We start from the raw sequence: 17,324 nt of genomic DNA, 5'->3' as shown, positions 1-17,324 counted from the left end.
CACCATATATTTTGGTCTTGTTCTCTACAATAAATATCTCAAACCCTTATTTGCTCATATAGACTAGTTGATTCGCAATGCTTGCATTTGCACCCTAAAAGCTAGTCACATAAAGGCTTTGATAGTTATTGGAAATGTCTATTAGTTTTAGATGGTGATACAGAACTACCCTCTAACAAGATAGCTCGTGTTCTGTTTTAGATTCACTCCTGTGTTCGCAGACTCACATCTTGCACCTATACAACTAAACCAAAAACAAGCTTACTCATAGCACATAAATCTAAGATTAAAAGAGGAAGATTAACTAGGCGAGATACCAATTATGCACATGAGAAAATAATTCTGGAAAGAATTCTTGAAAATCATCTTCAAGCGCATCATAGTGGGTTATTAGTTCACTGACAGCCTCGGTTAGTGTGAAAGACCTGTTCAATTTTTTTGATAGCCGCTTTGATATCCTTCCTAAAGTATTTTCTACACCTATCACATTACGATAAGAACCCAACCAGTCTTCAGTTGCCACGCGATTAATTACTTCACTAACGATCGCGGGTATCTGGCCTTGATAAGCTTGAAACGACTCGTAAATCTCTGCTGTAAATTCATCAAGAGTCACATTAGAATAATCAGACCAATTCTTCGCCAGGAAGTGGTCGTAAAAAACATCTACTAGTACTCCAGAAAATCGCCTGTAGTTTAAGTCAATGCGCTCTTTAGAGCGTTGCACAATTATGTGAGCGTCTGTAAATCGATCAATTACTTGATGGCATTCAATTCCTCGCTGGAGATGAGAATTTAATGTCCGGCGAGCTGATCCCTTAACAATGTCGGCTAGGAGATTACCTAACCTACTCTCAACATTAGGTTCAGACAAAAACAAGTGGGCGAGCCAGTTCATTGGTTAAATACAAAATTACCTGGAGCTTTGTCTATAACTTAGTAAAGCGATCGCACATCTTAAGTACCATTGGAATGAACCCAAATCTATCCACGAGGTAGAAGTAAATACTAGCAGAATTCAGTACTTTGGGGCTGGAGTCTTAAAAATCAGGAAAAACGCCCGTGGTTCCAATTAGAGATGATAATCCCATCACAATCACGCCTTATGTGACCTATGGACTGATTGCTGCTAATGTCCTAGCTTTTATTTATGAAGCAAGTCTTCCCCCGCAAGCATTGAATGGGTTTTTACATCTTACAGCTGTAGTCCCCCGAGAACTCAGCCTCAGCTTTGCTGGTGTTTCTATTAATCAACCAGTACCAGAGTGGGCAACATTAATTACCTCCCAATTTTTGCACGGTGGTTTGTTGCACCTAGCTGGTAACATGTTGTTTCTCTGGATTTTTGGTAACAACGTTGAAGATAAGTTAGGTCATGCCAAATTTTTGCTTTTCTATTTGAGTTGTGGTGTTTTGGCATCTTTAACCCAATGGTACTTTGCCCAAAATTCTAACATTCCTTCCTTGGGGGCGAGTGGTGCGATCGCTGGTGTCATGGGAGCATATATTCTCCGTTTTCCTTTAGCTGAAATTCTCGGTGTAGTACCTTTGGGGATCTTCTTCCCTACTTTCCGCGTCCCCGCATATTTCTTTCTAGGGTTTTGGTTTCTCCAGCAGGCTTTTTACGGAGTTGCTAGTCTAGAAACACCTACTAATATCGGTATGGAAAGCGGTGGTATCGCTTACTGGGCACATGCAGGCGGCTTCCTTTTTGGAGCGATTCTTGGACCGTTGTTGGGTTTATTTAGCGATAAAACTCAAGAAGAATCTTGGTATAAATAATTTTTTGGGGTATCACGAGAGCTTGCCTGATAGCTGTTTGATTTCAAGAGTGAATTGACGTAAAACTCATTAGCTACCAGCCACACAAGCTATATTGCAGTTAGTGGATAATTAGCAAAAAACACCTGTGTTTCCCCTTTACGACGAAAACCCGACGCGAATCACCCCGTATTTCACTTACGGGTTGATTGGAATGAACATTCTAGTTTTTCTTCATGAAGTTAGTCTGTCAAATAGACAGTTAGAGCAGTTTTTCCAGCTTTATGCGGTAGTACCAGAACAGTTAACCACTAACTTAGCCGGCGAGTGGACAACATTATTTACATCGCAATTTTTACATGGCGGTTGGTGGCATTTAATATCGAATATGGTATTTCTCTGGGTCTTTGGCAACAATATTGAAGAACGCTTGGGTCATTTCAAATATTTGATTTTTTATTTAGCGTGTGGTGCTTTAGCGGCCTTGTGCCAGTGGTTTATTGGTATGTATTCGGAAATTCCTTCTTTAGGTGCGAGTGGTGCGATTTCTGGAGTTTTGGGTGCGTATATTATTCGCTTCCCTCACGCCAGAATCACGACCCTAATTTTCTTGGGTTTTTTCGCAACTACAATCAGCGTTCCGGCAATGTTAATGATCGGGATTTTCTTTGTCCAGAATGTTATATCCGGTCTAGCCAGCCTGCAAGCAGCCGCCAATATGAGTGTGGAAGCAGGTGGAGTAGCTTACTGGGCACATATAGGTGGTTTTGTTTTTGGGATGATTCTCGCTCCTTTGTTTGGGTTGTTTAGGCGCGACTATTAGAAAAGGGACAAGGGGGGATAAAGAGAATAACTACTGACTCCAAACTCCAAACTCCCCTTTTGTCACAGTGGCTTTTGAGTGGGTATCCCAGCAGGACGGGGAAACTTAGCGGGGGTAATTTCTACCTTACGTAAGTACAAACAGTGACGGATGCTTGTGCTTAGAGGAGTGCTGAATCTTTCGATTGATTCAACAACGCCACCTAGCTGAGTAACAGCATTTTGTAAAGAAGTTGTTTCCTCTTCTGTCCAATTACCACGGTAGATGACAGCTAAACCACCTTGTTTGAGTAATGGTAGGGCATATTCTGCACATACAGAAGCTGCTCCGACAGCGCGGATGAGAGCAAGGTCGTAGGTTTGTCGGCACTGGGATTGCTGTCCTATTTCTTCGGCTCTACCAACAATAGTTTTTGCATTGGTTAAAGCAAGTTCAGTTAATACTTTTTCCAGAAAAGTAATTTTTTTCTTAGTTGAATCCATCAGTGTAATTTTGCAATTGGGTACAACAATTCCTACTGGAACACCTGGAAAACCTGCACCTGTGCCAATATCAATTGCAGACGCACCCTCTTGAAGAGACGGGATAAATTGCCCCTGTGGCGCAATTCCTCGTAAAGAATCCCAAAGATGTTTTTCCCAAAACTCTTGTGGGTCAGTGATGCGAGTTAAATTCAACTGACGATTCCCTTTTAGGATTAACTCATAAAGCTGCTGGAATTGTACCTGTTGTTGGCTATTTGGTTGCCAATTTAGAGTTTGTTGCCATATTTCTGCCATTTCCGGCAGTAGGGGAGTGGTGAAGTTAGTCATAAGTGAGGAGTCAGAAGTCAGTTGTCAGTAGTTAATACTTATTTCTCTTATTCTCCGCGTCATTGCGTCTCCCCTGCTCCCCTCTCATACTGCCGGTTGCGGTTCTTTAACTTTAGCTACTAGTAATGCTGGATCGACTGATTTTAATTCTCCATGATTGAGTGTCCAGCAACTATCTGCGATCGCCAATAAATCCCCAGCATCGTGTGTCACCACCAACAGCGTCCAATCTTGTTTCAGTTTCGCCAATAAGCTTACTAGTTGCCGGCGCATTGACCAATCTAATCCGGCTGTCGGTTCATCCAATAGCAATAAATTGGGCTGGCGAATCAATTGCACTGCCAAGGCTAAACGTCGCTGCTGACCACCACTCAAAGCATAAGGTGCTGCCGAGAGAGATAAATGTTCTAATCCCACTTCAGTTAGTGCCTGTCTGACTCGTTCTGACCCTAACTCAGGATGCCCCAAACGCAATTCTTCTAAAATCGTACCACCGCAAAAGTGCCGTTCTGGAAACTGAAACACCAACCCAGCTAATTGTTGTAGCTGCTCGGCGATGAGTGCTTGTTCTCGCCAGAAGACTCCACCAGAGGTTGGTTCGGCTAATCCAGATAAAATTTCTAGTAAGGTACTTTTGCCAGAACCACTAGGGCCAATAATTAGGCCCAGTTGTTGGGGTGCTAGTTCCAGATTAATTGATTTGAGAATTGCTGTTGGGCAGGCTGTCGGATGATAAATCAGATTTCTGAGATAGAGCATTTGTTAAGATTACCAAATAATTGGCGAAGAACTGAATTAACTACTATTAACTACACTGAGAGCAACTTGGAAATTCTGCAAAGATTTACAGCGCATTATCTGCGTTCAAACCTTAATCTAGCACCAAGAATTATCCTTCTTTTTCCATTGTGGCAGACTACCCTTTAACAATAGCTACAACAATTATGGGAACTTGAAAAAATTACTGAAGTCAACCTGTATAGAATATTTTGGCTAGAACCAACACAAGTTAGACTTAACCATTTTTTGCATTTTAAGTAACGCATACAACTATTACAACCGCAATTATTCTGAGGGTAACAATGTCTAAATGGTTTTCTAATCCTCAATCAATGGTGTTTACCAGACTTGCTGGAAAGGTTGGTCAGGCAACTTTTGCAGTTGCGATCGCACTGAATTTATCGGTAAATCCATCTCTGGCTGGCGATCCGTTTCGGACTAGCGAACCTCATCAAATTGGTGACAAGACAGAAGCAGCTTTTAAGGCAATTTTTGAACAAGGGGATTATCCAGCAGCAGAGCGTTATCTCAAAGAAGCATTATCCCGCGAACCAGATGAACCTCTAGCCTATGCTATGAGGGCATCCTTGGCATATATGAAAAAAGATATGCCTGCATTAGACAATTACAGCAAGAAAACCCTAGAAACCGGACAAAAGCTGATTGCTAGTGACGAATTGCGTGGAAATTTATACACTGCTGTCGGTTATTTTTTTGAGGGAGCGGTAATTCTCACTCGTGAAGGTACAGTCAAAGGTGCGCCACAAGCTTTAAGTCGGCTACGGCAAGTCTATCAATATTTAGATAAAGCAGAAGCAATTTCTCCTAAAGATCCAGAATTGAATTTACTCAAGGGTTATATGGATTTGATGCTAGCTGTCAGTCTACCTTTTGCTAATCCTGATGAAGCGATCGCACGCTTAGAGACAAATGCTGCTCCTCAATATTTAGCGAATCGAGGTATTGCTATTGCTTATCGAGATTTAAAACAGTACTCTCAAGCGTTAGATTATACCAACCGTGCTTTACAGGCAACATCTAATAACCCAGAACTTTATTATCTCAAGGCTCAAATCCTCAAAGAACAAGGGCAAAAAGAAAATAGCCAGCAACTAATTCAAGAAGCGATCGCTAATTTTGACAAAGCCTTGAGTAAAAAATCCCAACTCCCATCTGGTTTGGTAAAACAAATACAGAGTGAACGCGGCGGTGCTGTTAATCGCCTTGCTGAGGTGGGAAGGTAGGGGATTAGGGATTGGGGATTGGGGACTGGGTATTGCTTATCCCCCTTGTCCCCCTCATCTACCTCATGCCCTTACTACTCTAAAATTGGTTGTAAGCAACACAAACTTTCATATTTGACTGCAATGCACATTCAGTTCCGTGAGTTTAATCCTTTTGATGTCTGGATTTGGGTGAAGTTCAGTACTGTTCCTTCTGGACGTGAAAAGCAATATGTAGAAGAGGTTTTTAATTCCTGGTTTTATCTGGGCAAGTTGGGTGCATTTAATGCTGAAAATCTCCAAGTGCAGGAAACCGGACTCGATATCAGCTACATGGATTATGACCCCCAAGGATATGATAAAAGCTTGCTTGCGCTGATGCACAACATGGGTGAGTTTGAATATGAGGGACAGTGGGCGCGTTGTTGGTTTGACTTGGGAACCAGTGATGCGATCGCCCTTGATATTCTAATCAACGCCTTGACTCAGATCGGTGAGGAATATGTCACTATTGAAGATTTGTACATTGGCGGCGAAAATGAAGATTGGCCTGTCGAGGACAGTGACAGTCGGTCTTACTCTATTTACGATAATTAGTTTTAACAATGAACAAACCAGGCGAAATTCGAGTGTTAGTCTTGGGCCTGATTCGGGATGGCGATCGGATTTTTGTTTCTGAAGGGTACGACCCAGTAAAGCAAGATACTTTTTATCGGGCTTTAGGTGGTGGCGTTGACTTTGGCGAAACCAGCCGCGACGCTTTAGCAAGAGAATTCCAAGAAGAGATTCAGGCAGACTTAACGAATATTCGCTATTTGGGTTGTATCGAAAATCTGTTTATATTCAATGGTAGGCAAGGTCACGAAATTATTCAACTTTATCAATGCGACTTTGCCGAACCCAAGTTTTATCAATTGGAAAGCTTAATGTTTTCTGAGTCTGTAAACCATCACCATAAAGCATTGTGGATAAATATTTCTCGCTTTAAATCTGGGGAATTAAGATTAGTACCAGAAGTTTTTTTTGAATATTTGTAAATTTATGATTGTAAATTTATTATTACAAATTAGTTAAACTACTCATATCTATTCTTTTTAGATTTAATTACTTTAACAACAACATCATCATGTTCTTGACCTTCTATAATATCTTTTAAATAAATTTGCCTTTCACTGTATTGAAGATGGATTCTCCATCCGGATATTTTATCTATATCGGCGCGGTATATTGCTTGTTTAATACCTGTCACTTTATGAAGTCTTGTTTTAGGGAAAGTTCTGGTTTCGTGGCACTCATTATCTTCTAATTCAGCCACAGATTTAGTCATTTTCAGAAATATAATTATAGCCTTAGGGTAAGCCAATTTGAGTACATCAATTAGTTACTACAAGAATGGCAATATCAGCAGATAGAAAGCGCTCGCTCCACGATCAATCTGCAATTTACTTCTATGAAATTGTAGTTATAATGGGTCAACTTTGACACTAAAGCTTCCTTAAAAATTAAATTTATGTCAGCTAAACTAGCATCGCCTGTATTCATACTTTTATTAGGACTTGCTATTACCCAAAGCATTGGATGCACAAGTTTCAACTCACATCGTCCTAGTGATAATTCAGCAGTTGCCCAAACTTCACCGAAGCCAGCACCCCAAGAGATTGTGCAACCTGGGGAAGTACGCGCTTTACCTGGAAAGTTGGATACCATACCTGTTTTCAACAGCAACAGTCCAGAATGGATAAAAACTGAGGGTATTCTACTTTCTACCTTTCCGCCAAATGGTAAAAAATTTCCAGCAGCGCACCTCAATTTTGCTTTTCAAGGACGCTTTGACTTATTTGCCCACCACTATACCCACACTCCTAAAGATTTACAAACACTTTACTTAGGTGTAATTCTGCAAAACCCTGGTAAAAAACCTGTGACAGTAGATGTGTTACAAGCGGCGAGTTATTTGATGCAAGATGCACCCTTTGTCACCTTACCTCCTTATATTGAAAATAATGATGGTAAGACTTACTCAGGGCCAGGCGATCGCGCTGCTGGCGATGTACTTAGAGGTGTCCGTCAAGCTGATTTTCCGGCAAAGCTAGTAATTCCCGCCGGACAAAGCCGTATGTTACTAAATCATCCGATTCCAGTGCGAAATCTGGAAAAGCCAGTAAATGGTCGGTCTAGCTTTATACGGTTGCGTAGTAGCGGCAAAGTTTACACAGCTAGTTTGGCAATGTTTGCTAAGAAAAATCCTAATGGTAGCGAGATGCCGGACGGCACGCTTCGCGATCGCGCTCCCACTCTTGCAGAATGGCAAGCTTTACTGAATACTGGCAACTTCGCCGGGCCGCGAGATAAAACGCCAACACCGCCAAACGCTACTAGTGGGGCATTAATTTATGGACGTGTAGCTGGTGTTTCTCAAGGTTCTCAATGGCAAGCAACGCTGGTGGATAACTCTAAAGCCACAATAACAATTCCTCAGCGTGGCAAAGGTATTTCTTATACTTTAGATACTTTGCGGGGTGGTCAATTGGGTACTGAACAAATCCAGACGGCGAAGATGTTGGTACGCTATGCCGATACAGCATACGAAGCCCACGGTAACTATGGTGTAGAATACGATCTCAGCCTACCTTTAAGCAATCCTACCAACCAAACCCAAACTGTTACCGTTACCCTAGAAACACCTCTGAAGGAAAATAAGTTATCTCAAGGTGGTGTACGTTTTCGTAAACCATCCCTCGATTTTCCATTTTTCCGAGGCACAGTACGGTTACGTTATATTAACGACCAAGGACAACAAAAGACTCGCTACGTGCATTTATGGCACAGAACTGGTCAAGTTTTAGACCCTTTGTTGCAGGTTGTAATGCCACCCTCAACTCAGCGTCAGGTGCAGGTAGATTTTATTTATCCACCAGATTCCACACCACCTCAAGTCCTGACTGTCAGAACTTTGGAAAAGTGAATAATAAAACGTTAGGAGTAGAGACGCGATTAATCGTGTCTCTACTCCTGACTTCTAACTTTATTTGCCGCTGTAAAAAAAGGCTATTTCTTTGTCTTTGAGGGGTGCAAAACCTGCTTCTTCCAGCAGTTTATCGAGTTCTGGTTGGGGAATGTGCTTTGCACCAATTCGCACAATACGCGATCGCATAGTATTGGAAACACCGCTGCGTTGTCTATTTGCTTCCAATGCCATGACTCTGTTATATAACTCTAGCTTTGCAGATGGAATTGGAGTACCATCAAAATCTATTCCTTGGGCGATCGCTTCATCAATAGCATCAGCACCTTTAGTTGTGGAATCTACTTGGTTCGTTTCAGCAGGCATGGCAATTTTCTCTTATGTGCTACAGGTAAATTTTACCAGTTCCTCTTTCATGCATATTGCTTAGTTAGCCGCCGTCTTGAAGCTTTTCATCGATAGCGCAGTGAAGCGCGAGTCCTCACGCCAAGGGTAAATTTTTCATTGGGGCTGCCTTCTACTGAGTTTAGGCGATCGCCCGTAGCTTTTCCGATGCAGTTTTAAATACTACCTGTTTTTGCTCCTGTCGCAAGGGAATCTCAATCCAAAATTCAGATCCTTTTCCCAATTCTGACTCACACCGCAGTACTCCGCAGTGTTTCTGCACAACAATCTGATAGCTAACCGACAAACCTAGCCCTGTTCCCTGACCGACAGGTTTAGTAGTAAAGAAAGGGTCAAATAACTTCTGCTTAACCTCTTCGGTCATACCAGGGCCATTGTCAGCGATTCGCACTACTACTCGATTATTGCTAGCAACTTGGGTATGAATCAGAATCTGCGGTTTAGCCAAGAGTCGATAGTCGATAGTCGATAGTTCAGAATTGTTGACTTTTGACTGTTCTAAGATATCAATCGCATTATTAATAATGTTCAGAAACACTTGATTTAACTGCCCTGGATAGCACTCTACCAAAGGCAGCTGGCCATACTCTTTAATAATTTCAATATTGGAACACTCTGGTTTTACTTTCAGTCGATTCTGCAAAATTAATAGCGTACTATCAATGCCCTCATGAATATTTACCTCTTTCATGTCTGCTTCATCCAGACGAGAGAAACTGCGTAAAGACAAAACAATCTGCTGAATTCGCACAGATCCGATTTTCATGGAACTGAGGATTTTCGGTAGATCGTCCAACAGAAACTCCAAGTCAATGTCCTCCAACTTTTCTTCAATCTTCTCTCCGGGATTGGGGAATTGTTCTTGGTATAAGTGTACTAGCTCTAGCAGTTCTTGGGTATATTTATGGGTGTGAGTGATATTACCGTGGATAAAATTTATAGGATTATTAATTTCATGTGCTATCCCCGCCACCAGTTGACCCAAGCTAGACATTTTCTCGGTTTGAATCAGTTGAGCTTGAGTGCTTTGGAGTTCTTTAAAAGTTTTTTGTAGTTCTGCCTCTGCCTGTTTGCGTTCAGAAATTTCCACCTCCAGACGTTGGTTCATCTGTGTTAATTCAGTGTTCTTCAGCAATGTTTCACGAGATTGGGCTAGTTTTACTGCCATGTGGTTAAATGCTTGAGCAAGGTCTTCAACTTCATCCCCCGTCCGAATATCGAGACGATAGTCTAAGTTTCCTGCGGCAATTTCTGCGGTTCCTACCTGTAAGTTCTGCAAAGACTTGAGCATTGGCCGCCAAATCACCATAAACTTACCAATAAATAAAATTAAAATTATTTGCACAACTATAAAAGAGATAATTCTCTGCACCTGATAGAGACTTTGCAACTGATCTTCAATCACGAGGCGCTGTTGATTATTACGTTCAATCAGCTTGTTGAGGAACAACTCAATATCTCTACTAAACGAATTTATGGCTCTGAAAGACTGTTGAGAATCTTCTAGATAGGTTTTACTAGAATTCAAGTTGGTTAGTTGAGTTGCTATCTGGCTCAGAAACTCGTGACGGCGACGAATCACCGAAATTTCTGGAGCTTCTGGGAGCAAATGTTCTAACTGATTAAGCGAGTCTAGAAACTGTTTTGTAGAGTTGACCCTACCTGCATCCTCACTCTTAAGTAGGACAGCATCTTTAAGTTCAATAATTTCAGACTTCAAAGCATTTTCTGCTGCTAGAGCAACTTTGACAGTTTCAGTGCTTTGATTGACTTTCTCACGAATAATCTGTCTAATCTGCTGAACAACTACAGTATTGCCAATGAGAACAGCTACTATGAGTCCGACAGATACAGTCGCACCTGTGAAAAACTTTGTAGATATTTTCATTGTGACGTAATAGAACTTAATTTGATATTTTTGCGGAGTCGCTGAATAGGAGCGTAATCTGAAGGGATAACCAGGGTGTACCCTGTTGACTCGATTCCCATAATATCCTCAATGCCATCTGGGCTACTAATAAAAGCCTGCTTCAACTCTAGGATGACTTCAGGAGGTAGTTTCTGAGATACTACTATTGGGGAATTAGGTATGGGAGCAGATTCCCACAAAACTCTGGAGTTTTCAGGTGTTAGCTTGCCGCTTTTTTGCCGCTTCAGGTAAGAGGAAACATTAGTCGCCGCAGCATCAACGATCCCATCTTCTAGTGCTGCCAAACTCTTGCTATGGCTGCCAGCATAGAGGACTTGAGCAAAATCCTGCTGGGAATCAATACCAATTTGATTGAAAGTCGCCACTGGCATTAAATACCCGGAGGTTGATGATTTGTCCACAAAAGCTATGCGTCTGCCTTTAAGGTCTTTCAAGGTTTTGATAGGACTGTCTTGTTTAACGATAATGCAGGCCCGATACCAAGGTTGTCGCGTATCTATATCGATCGCAGCAACTAATGGTTCAACTTTAGCACCCCGGTCTACCGCCTCAAGATAGGCCAAAGGCGACAAATAAGCCATATCGAGCTTACCCTTTACTAGCCAGTCAATGATTTCCTCGTAATCCTTGGCAATCTGGAAATCAAAAGAAGTTACGCTCATCGATTGTACTCTCTGTGTTCCCGAAGTTCGCCCGGAGGGAATCCCTCCTTGTCTCTCTTGCCTTCCTTGTCCCCCCAAGATATTTGGTGGCGATTCGTTATCAATGCGTTGCCCAAAAGACCTCTCCAAGTATTCTTTTAGAGGTTTAATCATCTGTTCTTGCTCTGTTAGAGTTTGCGTAGGTAGCACGCCAATTTTTAAAGTAGATAAACGATATTTGCTACTAGTCGAGGTACTATCTGCAAGAGTCTGAGAATGACCAGCTACCTTTCCAGTGCAGCCTGTGCCCACCAATACCATAACCACTGCTAAATACAAAACTCTGTTTTTACTGAATGAGCAATGTTTAGGGATCAACCTCTGTGTGTCTACGCATTTATCCATAAAATTATGCAAATTATAGATAGCCCAAAAATACCGAGTCTATAGACTCGGTTAAATATATATTTCCCAAAAAAATGTGAAGGTAACAGTTGCAAGTGTAAATACAACTTTTTAGGTAATTTCAAGGTTTGAATAAGAATTCAGTAGTCAGAATCAAGAGCGTGGAGGATTTAGATTTAGTCCCACGAATTCTGTATTTTTATTTAATTTCATTTTACTGGAATCTTAATAAAAAATTCTGTACCTTTTCCTATTTCTGATAGACATTTCAAAGTGCCACTGTGTTTTTCTACGATAATTTGATAGCTAATTGAGAGTCCTAAACCTGTTCCTTTACCCACGGGCTTAGTGGTGAAAAATGGGTCGAATAAACGCGTTATAACTTCTTCTGTCATCCCATAACCGTTATCAGCAATCCGAATTAAGACAAAATTGTTATCTAATTCAGTACTAATCCGAATTTGGGGTTTATCAATTGTCAATTGTTTGTTATCTATTTTTTTATTGAACGTTGACTCTTCTAAAGCGTCAATTGCATTAGTCAGAATATTCATAAATACCTGATTAAGCTGCCCAGGATAACAATCGACTAAAGGTAAGTTTCCGTATTCTTTAATGAAAGATATACCAATTCCATGCCCGTTATCTTTCCATCGATGATGCAAAATCAGCAAAGTATTCTCAATTCCTTCGTGAATGTTAACTAACTTTTTCTCTGCTTCATCAAGGCGAGAAAAGTTTCGCAGACTAAGAACAATTTCACGAATACGATTAGTACCCATCTTCATTGATGACAGAATTTTCGATAAGTCATCAATAATAAAATCTAAGTCAATTCCTTCAGAAAATTCTTGAATTTTTATTGTTGGATTAGGGTAGTCTTCTTGATAGAGTTGTACAAGGTTTAGCAATTCTTGAAAATATTCGTTAGCATAAGTTAAGTTGCCATGAATAAAGTTAACTGGATTGTTGATTTCATGGGCAACTCCAGCTACTAATTGTCCTAAACTAGACATTTTTTCGTGCTGAATCAGTTGAGATTGAGTTTGCTGTAACTTATACAATGCTTCAGTGAGTTTTTCTGCGTGGGTTTGAGCGGCTAGCGTTGCAGCACGACTTTGAGTATAAAGTTGGGCATGATCGATCGCGATCGCCAGTTGATCGCTAACAGCTTGCAGTAGTCCAATGTCACTGTTACTCCAAATTCGTTCGCCACTGCAATGACTGCAAACAATTGCCCCAAATTCCTCAGAATGGCTTTTAACTGGAAGTAACAGCCAAGAAGTAATGTCAAATTCACTTAGGAGTGCTTGCATATTTTGATCGATCTGGGACTCCCTGTTAATATCATCAATACAAACTAGCTCTTGACTAACAAGGGTTTCTCTCAAAAAATCATTGTTTTGCAGCGGAATATTACCTAACATAGTGGGTAAATTATGTTTCCGTGCTTCATGAGTGATAGCAAGGCGGGGTTGAGATGAATGGGGCAAGTACTGAAGGAAATAGCAGCGGTCAACTTGCAATAGGCTGCGGATTTCATTGACGGCAGTTTCCAAGATAGTATCGAGGTCAAGGGAACTGCGAATTTGGCTTGCTAAACCCAGTAATAAAGCTTCTCGACGGCTGAGGAGTTCTTCTCTGGCCCAGATGCGGTCGATGGCAACGGCAATATTGTTAGCAATCCAGTTTAATAAGTTATGAGTCGGTTCGGTAAATAATTGTTTGCTAAACAAAGCTACAATGCCGATTAATTGTTGCTCTACAATCAATGGATAGGCAGAAAACAAAAAATTTGAGAATGTGGCATTGAGTAATTCTTGTGGATTATTAATTCTGACTTCTTCATTTAAAATAGCTTGATGATTGTTAGTCATCACACCAATAAATTTGTTGGCTAAAACCATGTGATGAGGGAAATCTTGAGTATTACTCAAAGCATTACAAGTTACATCCGTGCAATGAACGCCAGCTTGCAATTGTAGCTGATTTGTTTGTCGCTCGAAAGTCCAAATACAAACAAAAGCAACCTCCAAGTACTGCGATATAGTATTTGTACAATGTTGGAGAATTTCTGGCAGCGTACCACTTTGAGATAAAGCTAAACTGACTTCTGCACTCAAGATTGATAGGCGCGATCGCTCTAATAAAGCTAACTCTGAAAGCTTACGCTGAGTAATATCTGTACGAATTGCTACATATTGTTCGGGTTTTCCATTGGAACCCAACAGTGGGGTAATGAGAGTGTCCACCCAATAAAAAGAACCGTCTTTAGCTTTATTTTTTATTTCTCCTTTCCAGATTTTTCCTTGAGCAATAGTTTGCCACAATTTTCTAAAAAATTCTTGGGAATGATAACCAGAATTAATAATACGATGATCTTGCCCTAAAAGTTCTTCTCTTGAATATTGAGAAACTTCACAAAAGAGGTCATTAGCATAGGTTATCCTCCCTTTTATATCAGTTATAGCTACTAGTGAATGAGCATTTAAAGCAAATTTAAAAGCTTCTAAGTCACGGATAGAATTTTGTAATGTTATCTCATTTTCTTTCTTTAAAGTGATATCACGAGCTACTGCATAAAATAACTTCTCTTCAAGAAACGGAGTCGCATTCCATGATAACCATTTGTAGGAGCCATCCCGACAAAGATAGCGGTTTTCAAAACAAATCGCATCTATAGAATTTGTCACGTTTTGGGCTGCTAAAAGAGTAGCTTCGCGGTCTTCGGGATGAACAAATTCGATAAATAGTTTGCCAATCAATTCTTGAGTTGACCAACCTAGTATTTTTGTCCATGCAGGGTTCAAATCTAGAAAATAACCATCAAAATTAGCTATAAAAAGCAAATCTAGGGAAAGTGAGAAAAATCGAGAGTATTTTTCTTCCACTTGCTTGTACTCATCAATAGCTTGTTTCATAAATTTTTGGTTTACCAAACCTTTTTGATAGGTGTTAGCGGTATACGTTAAAATGTCTTCGCCGCTCGAACAAGCATCCCCATAAAATTATCTCAAGCTCAATATCCAGCCAATCTACTTTCACGGTCTGTTCGGGATACGAATAAATACGTAATTACCTGAATATATAGAGATGAGAAATATTGTTGGTTTACTCAATTCTCTACATAATCTACATAAATATAGATTTCCCTAAAAAACTGTAAAGTAAACGTTTATCTTGAAAATTTAAGATAAGAAGTGTTACATAAAATGAATTATTAGAGAGTTTTACTAATTCACTGTCTTATTCAGTGAAAGTGCTTACTTAAAAAATTTAGTGATTATTAAAATATATGTATACTTAAAGTTGAGACTATATGTTTTAGCTGTAATTTAGATAAAAATTCATCATTTAATAAATATCACTAAATGAAATTTGAAAATTTATATATAGCAGTCTTATTGCAGTTATGAAAAAAATGATTGGTAGCTGTTGACTGTAACTATTAACAGTTAACAACCTGAATACAAGATTTCACAGTTCATTTAGAACTACAGTTTATTTAAGCAATACTCCCCCGCTTCCGGGCTTCCTTATAGGAAGTTCCCACATTTCTCAAACCTGCTTTAATCATTTGTCTTTCCAAGAGAGCAAAGAAACGCGCTTTATCTCCACCTCTCACTACTGCTTGATTATGCGCTTCCGCGATCGCTACAGGATAGCCATATCCTTTTTGTACCTGTGCTAGCATTAGTCCCATTGCGCTATCGAACATCGCTGCATTCTCAGCTACCCATGCAGGAACTTCTATGCGGGCAATTTCGGTACCAACGTGGACATAGCAAAAGTAGATGGTTTGATCGCCATAGAGTTCCAAAATTCGGGCATTACTGCGCCATAGAGGGCCGCGTTGTCCTGGTTTGAGTTGGGTTGCCCAAAGGGCAGTATCTCGCAAAGGTTCAAAAACTTTACAAGGAACTTTTTCTAGCTGATTCGGGCAAAAACTCAGACAGTCTGGTACTGGATGGGTACAAGCTAATAGACGTAAAAAGTTCATGCCTTCAACGTTGCGGGAAGCGCTAAGATAGCCCATCAAAGGAATTTGAGCATCACGCATCTGCTGCCAAGCTTCCAGAACAGGGGGTAAGATGCGATCGCGTGCATCAATAGGTAACTGTTCTAAAAACCAGTAAATTAAAGAACCATCCACCATTGCCAGGGTGGGGATATCTTTCTCGGAGGGGGAAAAGGAAGAACATGCAAGTTCTGCTAACACCGTTGCTTCACTGGCGGTACGCCGGAAACTCATCCATTCTTCAGTTCTAATTCCCCACTGCCGAGACATGTATAAATCTTCTGGGCGATAAAATACTTCTGGCAAACTATCGAGTAAGGGGTGGCGATTTTGTCCGTAGTGTAAGACGACTCTGCCAATGTTCAGGAGATAACAGTAAGCAATTTCGTGGTGATTGGGGGCAATTTGCGAACCGTCGGTAGCGATGACGGTATGTATTTTAGGGGGAACTGGAATCTCAATGCAGGTTTCTAGTGGCTCAATGGGGGTAGCATTGGCAAAGAGAATGCGATCGCGCCATTTTTCCTGGCGATCGATTAAATCTTGTTGAGATTTGTAAGCATTTTTTAGATGTTGTTGCGCCAATTCTAAACGCTGGCGACTGGCAGCAGCTTCTAAAGTAAGATGCTGACTTAAACCTTGCATTTGTCGCGCTAGTTTTGTCAGGTCAAGCATATATATGAGTGCTGAGTTAACAGTGAGGAGTTATTTTATTTAACTCCTCATGCCTTAGTCAATTAAAGCCAAGCAGAAAAGTTTTTGGCAAACTGAGAAAGTGTTAATAGCTGAATTCGTGGGTCATTTTGGGCAGCTTTCCTTTCTGCTTGGGTATTATAGCCCCAATCTGCCAGAAATAGTTTTACGTCTTCAAGGTCTGTTTGCTGTTGGACTAACTGCAATGTTTTGAGTCTATCTTCTACAAACCATAAACTTACAGGGTTTTCTGCTGCCTGGATTAATTCTCGCAGAATTTCGTATTTGGGGCGCTTGACTTCTTTACCAAAGATTGCTGCTGGTGGTAAATTAACTCCTTCTTGTTGTAATAACTGTTCCACAAACCGCCCCTCTTTAGTCGTGATAATGTATAACTTGATTTCACTATCAATAGTCGCCTTAATTTTTTCCACCACTCCTGGATAAAATCTATGCAGACTTAGCCAACCATCTAAATCTGTGGTAATCCATTTGTCCCTCAGGTTATCTAGTTTTGCAGCAATTTCTCTTGCCTGTAATTTATTGTCTAACAAAATTTGTGGGGCAATAGTTACCCATTCCTGAAGAATCTTTTCGTCAGGAATTCCATCTACTAACGCTTCGATCAAAACGGGCATTTCCCAACCTGTTTCAATTACAGGTCGCAAGCGATAGAATCTCAAAGCTAAATCATCTGGTGGGGTGTCGTTAGCAGGCGACCAAATTTGACAGTAGGCGCGCCATGCTACCTCAAAATATTCAATTAGTCCGTCGCAAATCACTCCATCAAAGTCTAGGGCTAAAATTCTGGGACTACTTGCTATCATTGTTTTGAGGATGAAAACTGCTTTTGTCAGCTTACTCGATA

At 40.6% G+C, this 17,324-nt stretch carries 16 protein-coding genes; 6 read left to right on the top strand and 10 right to left on the bottom strand.

The window, feature by feature from the left end; translation table 11 throughout:
- Window positions 1-304: 304 nt before the first annotated feature.
- Complete coding sequence (locus RMY31_RS28150) at window positions 305-898, bottom strand: ACP phosphodiesterase (RefSeq protein WP_322657539.1); 594 nt, start codon at window positions 896-898, stop codon at window positions 305-307.
- A gap of 164 nt (window positions 899-1,062) precedes the next feature.
- On the opposite strand from RMY31_RS28150, the gene RMY31_RS28145 reads away from it, so the two are divergent.
- Together RMY31_RS28145 and RMY31_RS28140 are read left to right on the top strand one after the other, a co-directional pair.
- Complete coding sequence (locus RMY31_RS28145; protein WP_322657538.1) at window positions 1,063-1,782, top strand: rhomboid family intramembrane serine protease; 720 nt, start codon at window positions 1,063-1,065, stop codon at window positions 1,780-1,782.
- 127 nt (window positions 1,783-1,909) lie between these two features.
- Window positions 1,910-2,584 (top strand): rhomboid family intramembrane serine protease, encoded by a 675-nt coding sequence (locus RMY31_RS28140; protein ID WP_322657537.1) that lies wholly within the window; start codon window positions 1,910-1,912, stop codon window positions 2,582-2,584.
- A gap of 62 nt (window positions 2,585-2,646) precedes the next feature.
- Here the strand turns inward: RMY31_RS28140 and rsmG are convergent, their stop codons facing one another.
- A complete protein-coding gene (gene rsmG, locus RMY31_RS28135; RefSeq protein ID WP_322657536.1) occupies window positions 2,647-3,396 on the bottom strand; it encodes a 16S rRNA (guanine(527)-N(7))-methyltransferase RsmG in 750 nt (249 codons plus the stop codon).
- Window positions 3,397-3,480: 84 nt separating this feature from the next.
- Entirely contained in the window at window positions 3,481-4,155 is a 675-nt protein-coding gene (locus RMY31_RS28130; protein WP_322657535.1) for an ABC transporter ATP-binding protein, read from the bottom strand.
- A 323-nt stretch (window positions 4,156-4,478) separates the two neighbouring features.
- Between RMY31_RS28130 and RMY31_RS28125 the strand changes: the two genes are divergently transcribed.
- From RMY31_RS28125 to RMY31_RS28115, 3 genes are all read left to right on the top strand, one after another.
- Window positions 4,479-5,420 (top strand): Sll0314/Alr1548 family TPR repeat-containing protein, encoded by a 942-nt coding sequence (locus RMY31_RS28125; RefSeq protein WP_322657534.1) that lies wholly within the window; start codon window positions 4,479-4,481, stop codon window positions 5,418-5,420.
- Between the two features lie 123 nt (window positions 5,421-5,543).
- On the top strand, window positions 5,544-5,996 hold the full coding sequence (locus RMY31_RS28120) for a DUF3531 family protein (protein ID WP_322657533.1): 453 nt from the start codon (window positions 5,544-5,546) through the stop codon (window positions 5,994-5,996).
- 8 nt (window positions 5,997-6,004) lie between these two features.
- Window positions 6,005-6,436: an NUDIX hydrolase gene (locus RMY31_RS28115; RefSeq protein WP_322657532.1), complete on the top strand. Its 432-nt coding sequence runs from the start codon at window positions 6,005-6,007 to the stop codon at window positions 6,434-6,436.
- Window positions 6,437-6,474: 38 nt separating this feature from the next.
- Here RMY31_RS28115 and RMY31_RS28110 read toward each other — a convergent pair whose 3' ends face one another.
- Complete coding sequence (locus RMY31_RS28110; RefSeq protein WP_322657531.1) at window positions 6,475-6,714, bottom strand: hypothetical protein; 240 nt, start codon at window positions 6,712-6,714, stop codon at window positions 6,475-6,477.
- A gap of 195 nt (window positions 6,715-6,909) precedes the next feature.
- On the opposite strand from RMY31_RS28110, the gene RMY31_RS28105 reads away from it, so the two are divergent.
- Window positions 6,910-8,364 (top strand): DUF3370 domain-containing protein, encoded by a 1,455-nt coding sequence (locus RMY31_RS28105; RefSeq protein WP_322657530.1) that lies wholly within the window; start codon window positions 6,910-6,912, stop codon window positions 8,362-8,364.
- A gap of 60 nt (window positions 8,365-8,424) precedes the next feature.
- On the opposite strand, the gene RMY31_RS28100 is transcribed toward RMY31_RS28105, so the two are convergent.
- From RMY31_RS28100 to RMY31_RS28075, 6 genes are all read right to left on the bottom strand, one after another.
- Window positions 8,425-8,730: a DUF4090 family protein gene (locus tag RMY31_RS28100; protein ID WP_322657529.1), complete on the bottom strand. Its 306-nt coding sequence runs from the start codon at window positions 8,728-8,730 to the stop codon at window positions 8,425-8,427.
- 160 nt (window positions 8,731-8,890) lie between these two features.
- Window positions 8,891-10,657: a sensor histidine kinase gene (locus RMY31_RS28095; RefSeq protein WP_322657528.1), complete on the bottom strand. Its 1,767-nt coding sequence runs from the start codon at window positions 10,655-10,657 to the stop codon at window positions 8,891-8,893.
- Window positions 10,654-11,661, bottom strand: a complete 1,008-nt coding sequence (gene phnD / locus RMY31_RS28090) for a phosphate/phosphite/phosphonate ABC transporter substrate-binding protein (protein ID WP_322657527.1) — start codon at window positions 11,659-11,661, stop codon at window positions 10,654-10,656. Before phnD ends, RMY31_RS28095 begins: the two co-directional genes overlap by 4 nt.
- A gap of 293 nt (window positions 11,662-11,954) precedes the next feature.
- Window positions 11,955-14,666 (bottom strand): PAS domain S-box protein, encoded by a 2,712-nt coding sequence (locus RMY31_RS28085; RefSeq protein ID WP_322657526.1) that lies wholly within the window; start codon window positions 14,664-14,666, stop codon window positions 11,955-11,957.
- Between the two features lie 584 nt (window positions 14,667-15,250).
- Window positions 15,251-16,438 (bottom strand): DNA double-strand break repair nuclease NurA, encoded by a 1,188-nt coding sequence (locus RMY31_RS28080; protein WP_322657525.1) that lies wholly within the window; start codon window positions 16,436-16,438, stop codon window positions 15,251-15,253.
- A 62-nt stretch (window positions 16,439-16,500) separates the two neighbouring features.
- A complete protein-coding gene (locus tag RMY31_RS28075) occupies window positions 16,501-17,283 on the bottom strand; it encodes an HAD family hydrolase (RefSeq protein WP_322657524.1) in 783 nt (260 codons plus the stop codon).
- Window positions 17,284-17,324 lie beyond the last annotated feature (41 nt).

Origin of the sequence: Dendronalium sp. ChiSLP03b (assembly GCF_034531165.2) — a bacterium.
GTDB classification, from domain to species: domain Bacteria; phylum Cyanobacteriota; class Cyanobacteriia; order Cyanobacteriales; family Nostocaceae; genus Dendronalium; species Dendronalium minutum.
The sequence above is the reverse complement of the archived record's forward strand: the minus strand, read 5'-3'. Positions and strand labels throughout refer to the sequence as shown.

Coding starts and splice junctions, on each gene's coding strand:
- RMY31_RS28150 (WP_322657539.1), bottom strand. CDS start 898: ATGAACTGGCTCGCCCACTTGTTTTTGTCTGAACCTAATGTTGAGAGT.
- rsmG (WP_322657536.1), bottom strand. CDS start 3,396: ATGACTAACTTCACCACTCCCCTACTGCCGGAAATGGCAGAAATATGG.
- RMY31_RS28130 (WP_322657535.1), bottom strand. CDS start 4,155: ATGCTCTATCTCAGAAATCTGATTTATCATCCGACAGCCTGCCCAACA.
- RMY31_RS28125 (WP_322657534.1), top strand. CDS start 4,479: ATGTCTAAATGGTTTTCTAATCCTCAATCAATGGTGTTTACCAGACTT.
- RMY31_RS28120 (WP_322657533.1), top strand. CDS start 5,544: ATGCACATTCAGTTCCGTGAGTTTAATCCTTTTGATGTCTGGATTTGG.
- RMY31_RS28115 (WP_322657532.1), top strand. CDS start 6,005: ATGAACAAACCAGGCGAAATTCGAGTGTTAGTCTTGGGCCTGATTCGG.
- RMY31_RS28105 (WP_322657530.1), top strand. CDS start 6,910: ATGTCAGCTAAACTAGCATCGCCTGTATTCATACTTTTATTAGGACTT.
- RMY31_RS28100 (WP_322657529.1), bottom strand. CDS start 8,730: ATGCCTGCTGAAACGAACCAAGTAGATTCCACAACTAAAGGTGCTGAT.
- RMY31_RS28095 (WP_322657528.1), bottom strand. CDS start 10,657: ATGAAAATATCTACAAAGTTTTTCACAGGTGCGACTGTATCTGTCGGA.
- phnD (WP_322657527.1), bottom strand. CDS start 11,661: ATGGTATTGGTGGGCACAGGCTGCACTGGAAAGGTAGCTGGTCATTCT.
- RMY31_RS28085 (WP_322657526.1), bottom strand. CDS start 14,666: ATGAAACAAGCTATTGATGAGTACAAGCAAGTGGAAGAAAAATACTCT.
- RMY31_RS28080 (WP_322657525.1), bottom strand. CDS start 16,438: ATGCTTGACCTGACAAAACTAGCGCGACAAATGCAAGGTTTAAGTCAG.
- RMY31_RS28075 (WP_322657524.1), bottom strand. CDS start 17,283: ATGATAGCAAGTAGTCCCAGAATTTTAGCCCTAGACTTTGATGGAGTG.